This window comes from Caballeronia sp., from assembly GCF_049581465.1.
Taxonomy (GTDB): domain Bacteria; phylum Pseudomonadota; class Gammaproteobacteria; order Burkholderiales; family Burkholderiaceae; genus Caballeronia.
In genome coordinates, this window is record NZ_JBAUSA010000595.1 from 1 (window position 1) to 6,406 (window position 6,406).

At 61.7% G+C, this 6,406-nt stretch carries 4 protein-coding genes; all 4 read left to right on the forward strand.

What is annotated here, in order from left to right; genetic code table 11:
* On the forward strand, positions 1–387 hold a 387-nt coding region (locus WCA53_RS14580), incomplete at its 5' end, for an alpha/beta hydrolase fold domain-containing protein (protein WP_423911422.1).
* A 43-nt stretch (positions 388–430) separates the two neighbouring features.
* Positions 431–1,624, forward strand: coding sequence for an efflux RND transporter periplasmic adaptor subunit (locus WCA53_RS14585; RefSeq protein WP_423911424.1), 1,194 nt, complete (start codon positions 431–433; stop codon positions 1,622–1,624).
* A 147-nt stretch (positions 1,625–1,771) separates the two neighbouring features.
* Positions 1,772–4,966: an efflux RND transporter permease subunit gene (locus tag WCA53_RS14590; RefSeq protein ID WP_423911427.1), complete on the forward strand. Its 3,195-nt coding sequence runs from the start codon at positions 1,772–1,774 to the stop codon at positions 4,964–4,966.
* A 23-nt stretch (positions 4,967–4,989) separates the two neighbouring features.
* Positions 4,990–6,406 (forward strand): efflux transporter outer membrane subunit (locus WCA53_RS14595; protein ID WP_423911430.1); only part of this gene is annotated, 1,417 nt, incomplete at its 3' end.

Here is a 6,406-nt window from a genome sequence, read left to right on the forward strand (position 1 = left end):
CCGTTGCTCGATCCGAGCATGACGCGCATGGCCGACGAAACCAAGGTGCGCTCGCCCGACATGGGCATGACCGAGTGTTCGCAGTGTTATCGCGCGTATCTGCCGAATGCTGCACAACGGCTTCATCCGTATGCGGCGCCGCTGGAATCGCGGCGTCTGGCTGGCTTGCCGCCGGCGCTGATTGCGAGCGCCCAGCACGACATGCTGCATATCGAAGCCGAGAAATATGCGGCGGAACTGATCGCCGCCGGCGTGCCCACGGAAGTCACGCGTCATGTCGACGCCTCGCACAACGCGATCGCGGCCAGTCCGGCCGCGCTCGCGGATGTGACCGCATTTTTCAGGAAGCGGTTGCGTGCGCCCGTGGCTACAGTCGCCGCTCAATAAAAAATTCCAACAAGAAATATCAACGACCAATTCGGAGCAATTCATGTCGATCACTCGCAAACGTCTTACCGTTGCGCTCAGCGCTACGCTGATCGTCGCCGGCATTGGAGCATTCACGGTCATGCACGGCTTTGATCATGGGGACTCGCCGGTAAACGCCGCCGAGGCCGCGACCAAGCCGTCGGCGCCGCTCGCCGAAGTCGACGTGGCAACGGTCGTGTCGAAGACGATCACTGACTACCAGAACTACTCGGGCCGCCTGGAAGCCGTCGACAAGGTCGACATCCGTCCGCTTGTGCCGGGAACGATTGTGGCGGTGCATTTCGCCGATGGCGCGCTGGTCAAGAAGGGCGATCCGCTTTTCACGATCGACCCGCGCCCGTACATCGCGGAAGTGGATCGCGCTACCGCGCAACTGGCTGCGGCGCAGGCGCGGCAGGGCTATACATCGACCGATGCCGCACGGGCCGACCGCTTGCTGACGGACAACGCGATCGCCAAGCGCGACTACGACCAGATTCACAATGCCGCTCGTGAGGCGGCCGCGAACCTTCAGGCCGCGCAAGCTGCCGTGGAAACGGCAAAGATCAACCTGAGCTACACGAATATCGTGGCGCCGGTGTCGGGCCGCGTGTCGCGCGCGGAGATGACGGTCGGCAACGTTGTCTCGACGGGTTCCAGCGCGCCGTTGCTAACCACGCTGGTTTCCGTCTCGCCGATCTACGCATCGTTTGATGTCGATGAGCAGACTTACTTGCGTTATCTGAGCCACGACGCGCGTGGGAGCGTGCCCGTGTCGCTGGGTCTTGCCAACGAAGACGGCTTCTCGCGTGAAGGCAAGGTGGCTTCCGTCGATAACCGCCTGGACACAAATTCCGGCACGATCCGGGTGCGTGCGCGCTTCGATAACGCCGACGGCTCGCTGCTGCCGGGTCTGTATGCACGCATCAAGGTGGGCGGCGGCACGCCGCATCCGGCGGTGCTCATCGACGACGCTGCGATCGGCACGGACCAGGACAAGAAATACGTGATGGTCGTCGACAAGGACAACCGCGCGCAGTACCGCGAAGTGACGCTCGGCACGCAGAGCGACGGCATGCGCGTGATCGTGAAGGGACTTGAACCGAACGAGCGCATCGTGGTGAACGGCTTGCAGCGCGTGCGTCCAAACGACGTGATCAAGCCCAATGCAGTGGCCATGGCAGGTGCGTCACCCGCAGTCAACAACGCTTCATAAGTCTCACTGCAGTAGCGGCACTGCAGTAACCGCACTGCAGTAGCGCATTTCAACAGACGCGCTTCATCAGACGCTCAATCAGCGGGTACACGCGCGGGTCGATAAAAGACCCGCGCGCGCACCTCTCATGCAGATAAAGAACCCGTCATGAACATCTCCAAATTTTTTATCGACCGCCCGATTTTTGCGGGCGTGCTATCGGTACTCATCTTGCTGGCCGGCGTGATCGCGATGTTCAAGCTGCCGATTTCCGAGTATCCGGAAGTCGTGCCGCCATCGGTCGTCGTACACGCGCAATATCCCGGCGCAAATCCGAAAGTGATCGCCGAAACGGTGGCGTCGCCTCTGGAAGAACAGATTAACGGCGTCGAGGACATGCTGTACATGCAGTCGCAGGCGAACAGCGACGGCAACCTCACCACGACCGTGACGTTCAAGCTCGGCACCGACCCGGACAAGGCGCAGCAGCTCGTTCAGAACCGCGTCTCGCAAGCGTTGCCACGCTTGCCGGAAGACGTGCAGCGGCTCGGCGTGACGACCATCAAGTCGTCCCCGACGCTGACGATGGTGGTCCACCTGAACTCGCCGAATAACCGCTACGACATGACGTATCTGCGCAACTACGCGCTGATCAACGTGAAGGATCGGCTCGAGCGTATTCCTGGCGTGGGCGAAGTCCAGTTGTGGGGTTCGGGCGACTACTCCATGCGGATCTGGCTCGACCCGCAAAAGGTGGCCGAGCACGGCATGACCGCCACCGACGTCGTCAATGCGATCAAAGAGCAGAACGTGCAGGTCGCCGCCGGGCAGATCGGCGGATCGCCGACCGGCCCGAATGTGCCGCTGCAACTGAACGTCAATACGCAAGGCCGCTTGCAGACCGAGGGCGAGTTCCAGGACATCATCCTTAAGTCCGGACCCGACGGCGCAGTCACGCACTTGCGCGACGTGGCCCGGGTCGAACTGGCGGCGTCGGAATATGGCTTGCGCTCGTTGCTCGACAACAAGACCGCGGTCGCGATGGCAATCAACCAGCAGCCGGGCGCGAACTCGTTGCAGATTTCGGACGAAGTCCGCAAGACCATGAAAGAACTGCAGGCCGACATGCCGGCGGGCGTCGAGTACCAGATCGTCTATGACCCGACGCAGTTCGTGCGTTCGAGTATTGAAGCGGTGGTCCATACGCTGGTGGAAGCCATTGCGCTGGTGGTGCTGGTGGTGATCGTCTTCCTGCAAACGTGGCGCGCGTCGATCATCCCGTTGCTGGCGGTACCCGTATCGATCATTGGTACGTTCTCCTTGTTGCTGGCGTTTGGCTTCTCGATCAACGCGCTCTCCTTGTTCGGGATGGTGCTCGCGATCGGGATCGTGGTCGACGATGCGATCGTGGTCGTGGAGAACGTCGAGCGCAACATCGAGGCGGGATTATCGGCGCGAGAGGCGACCTATCAGGCGATGCGCGAAGTGAGCGGGCCTATTGTCGCGATCGCGCTGACGCTCACCGCCGTGTTCGTGCCGCTCGCGTTCATGTCGGGTCTGACGGGCCAGTTCTACAAGCAGTTTGCAATGACGATCGCGATTTCCACCGTGATCTCGGCGTTCAACTCGCTGACCTTGTCGCCGGCGCTCGCTGCGTTGCTGCTCAAGGGCCACAACGAACCGAAGGACTGGCTTACGCGTGGCATGGACCGCGTGTTCGGCGGCTTCTTCCGCCAGTTCAACAAGGTGTTTCATCGCGGCTCGGAGAATTACGGCAAGGGCGTGACCGGCGTGATCAACCGCAAGGCGCTGATGATGGGCGTCTACGCCGTGCTGCTGTTCGGCGCGGTGATGATGGGCAAGGTCGTGCCGGGCGGCTTCGTACCGGCGCAGGACAAGGAGTACCTGGTCAGTTTCGCGCAGTTGCCTAACGGGGCGTCGCTCGATCGTACCGAGCAGGTGGTGCGCCAGATGACGGACATCGCGCGGCAGACGCCTGGCGTCGAAAGTGCGGTGGAGTTCCCGGGGTTGTCGGTGAACGGATTCACGAATTCGTCGAGCGCCGGTATTGTGTTCGTGACGCTCAAGCCGTTCAAGGATCGTCACGGCAAGGCGTTGTCGGCGGGCGCAATCGCCGGCAGTTTGAACCAGAAATTCGCGGCGATCAAAGGCTCGTTCATTGCGGTGTTCCCGCCGCCGCCCGTGCTCGGCCTCGGTACGCTTGGCGGCTTCAAGCTGCAACTGGAAGACCGTGGCGCGCTGGGTTACGCCGCGCTGAACGACGCTACGCAGGCGTTCATCAAGCGTGCGTCGCAGACGCCGGAACTTGGGCCGACGTTCTCCAGCTATCAGATCAACGTGCCTCAACTGAACGTGGATCTTGACCGGGTGAAGGCGAAGCAACTGGGCGTGTCGGTCACTGATGTTTTCAACACGATGCAGGTGTATCTCGGCTCGCAGTATGTGAACGACTTCAACCGCTTCGGTCGTGTGTATCAGGTTCGGGTGCAGGCGGATGCGCCATTCCGGTCGAGTACCGACGATATCGGCTCGCTGAAGACGCGCAACGCGAACGGCGACATGGTGCCGCTCTCGTCGCTCGTCAAGGTGACGCCGACCTATGGTCCCGAGATGGTGGTGCGCTACAACGGCTATACCGCCGCCGATATCAACGGTGGTCCGGCCCCGGGTTATTCGTCGGGGCAGGCGCAGGCTGCGGTTGAACGCATTGCTGCGGAAACCCTGCCGCGCGGCATCAAGTTCGAGTGGACCGACCTGACGTACCAGCAAATCCTCGCGGGCAACGCAGCGTTGTGGGTGTTCCCGATCAGTGTGCTGCTCGTGTTCCTGGTGCTGGCCGCGCTGTACGAAAGCCTGACCTTGCCGCTTGCCGTGATCATGATCGTGCCGATGAGCATTCTGTCTGCGTTGATTGGCGTGTGGCTGACCGACGGCGATAACAACATTTTTACGCAGATCGGCTTGATGGTGCTGGTGGGGTTGTCGGCGAAGAACGCGATCCTGATCGTGGAGTTTGCGCGCGAGCTGGAGATGCAGGGGCGTTCGATCGTACAGGCCGCTATCGAGGCCAGCCGCTTGCGTCTGCGTCCTATCCTGATGACGTCGATCGCTTTCATCATGGGCGTGGTGCCGCTGGTGCTCTCGTCGGGCGCGGGTTCTGAAATGCGCCACGCGATGGGTATCGCTGTGTTCTTCGGGATGCTTGGCGTGACCTTGTTCGGGCTGATGCTGACGCCCGTGTTCTACGTGCTGCTGAGAAAGCTCGCGGGCGGCGAACAACTCGTCGACAAACACGGTCACCAACCGCACATAAGCGGTGTCAATGCTTCGGCTGAAGCGTGAGAGAGGCAGAGATGAAGACCTTTATGAACAGGCGTTGGCTGGGATTGTCGACGCTGCTTGCATCCATGCTGGTGGTCGCTGGTTGCTCTTTGGCGCCGACCTATCAAAAGCCCGACGTACATGCGCCGGCCGCGTTCAAGGAAGAGCCGTTGAGCACGGCGGACGCGGGAACTTGGAAGACGGCGCAACCCTCCGAGCAGATTGCGCGCGGCGAATGGTGGACGGTGTTCAATGACACCACGCTCAACGATCTGGAGCAGCAGGCACTCGATGCCAACCAGAACCTGAAGGCCGCCGCTGCCCGTCTGAAGGAATCGCGCGCGATTCAACAGACGGTACGCGCAGGCTTGTTCCCCACGCTCGATGCGGGGTTTAGTCCGACGTATCAGCGCGCGTCACCGGCTTCGCAGTTCCTGCCTGACAACACGCCGGTGTCGAACCAAACCGTCTGGCGCGCGCAGGCGAGCGCGTCTTATGAGGTCGATTTGTTTGGCCGCGTATCGGATTCGGTCGCAGCGGCCAAAGCCGGTACGCAGCAGAGCGAAGCATTGTTCCGATCGGTGCAGCTTGCGCTGCAGGCAGATGTTGCGCAGAACTATTTCAACCTGCGCGAACTCGATGCCGAGAACGACGTTTACACGCGCACCGTGACGTTGCGCGAGCAGGCATTGAAGCTTGTCCAGCACCGTTTCGACGAAGGCGATATCAGCGAGCTTGACGTAGCCCGCGCGAAGTCGGAACTGGCGACGGCGCGCTCCGACGCGATGACCGTGCAGCGCTTGCGTGCCGCGTCCGAACATAGCCTGGCGGTGTTGCTTGGCAAGTCGCCGGCGGAGTTTTCGATGGCAGCGAATCCGCTGAATCCCGTCGATATAAGAATCCCGGCTGGGCTGCCGTCTTCGTTGCTGGAGCGTCGTCCGGATATTGCAGCGGCGGAGCGCGCGATGGCCGCGGCTAACGCCCAAATCGGCGTGGCGAAGTCGGCGTATTTTCCCTCGCTCAACCTGACCGCTTCGGGCGGGTTCGAAGCGGATACGCTGAGCGACCTGTTCAAATGGTCTAGCCGCGCGTTCCTGCTTGGACCGTTTGCCGGGACGGCGCTGGTTTTGCCGCTCTTCGACGGTGGCCGTCGCGCGGGGAACCTGGCGAACGCGCGCGCGACCTATGAAGAGGATGTGGCGACTTATCGGCAGCAGGTACTGGTGGCGTTCCGGGAGGTAGAGGACAACCTTTCGGACCTGCGCATTCTTCAGGACCAGACGAAGACGCAGGCTGACGCGGTCGCGGCATCGAGCCGGGCAGCGCAGATTTCGCTCCACCAGTACACCGAGGGCGCGACCCAGTATCTGGATGTGATTGATGCACAGCGTACTGTCCTGCAGTCGCAACGGGCGGCTGTACAACTGGCGGGGGAACAGGCGGTGTCGACGGTGAATCTGA

Bases quoted from the DNA above. Each gene is read 5' to 3' on its own strand.
- WCA53_RS14590 (WP_423911427.1), top strand. From the start codon at position 1,772: ATGAACATCTCCAAATTTTTTATCGACCGCCCGATTTTTGCGGGCGTG.
- WCA53_RS14585 (WP_423911424.1), top strand. From the start codon at position 431: ATGTCGATCACTCGCAAACGTCTTACCGTTGCGCTCAGCGCTACGCTG.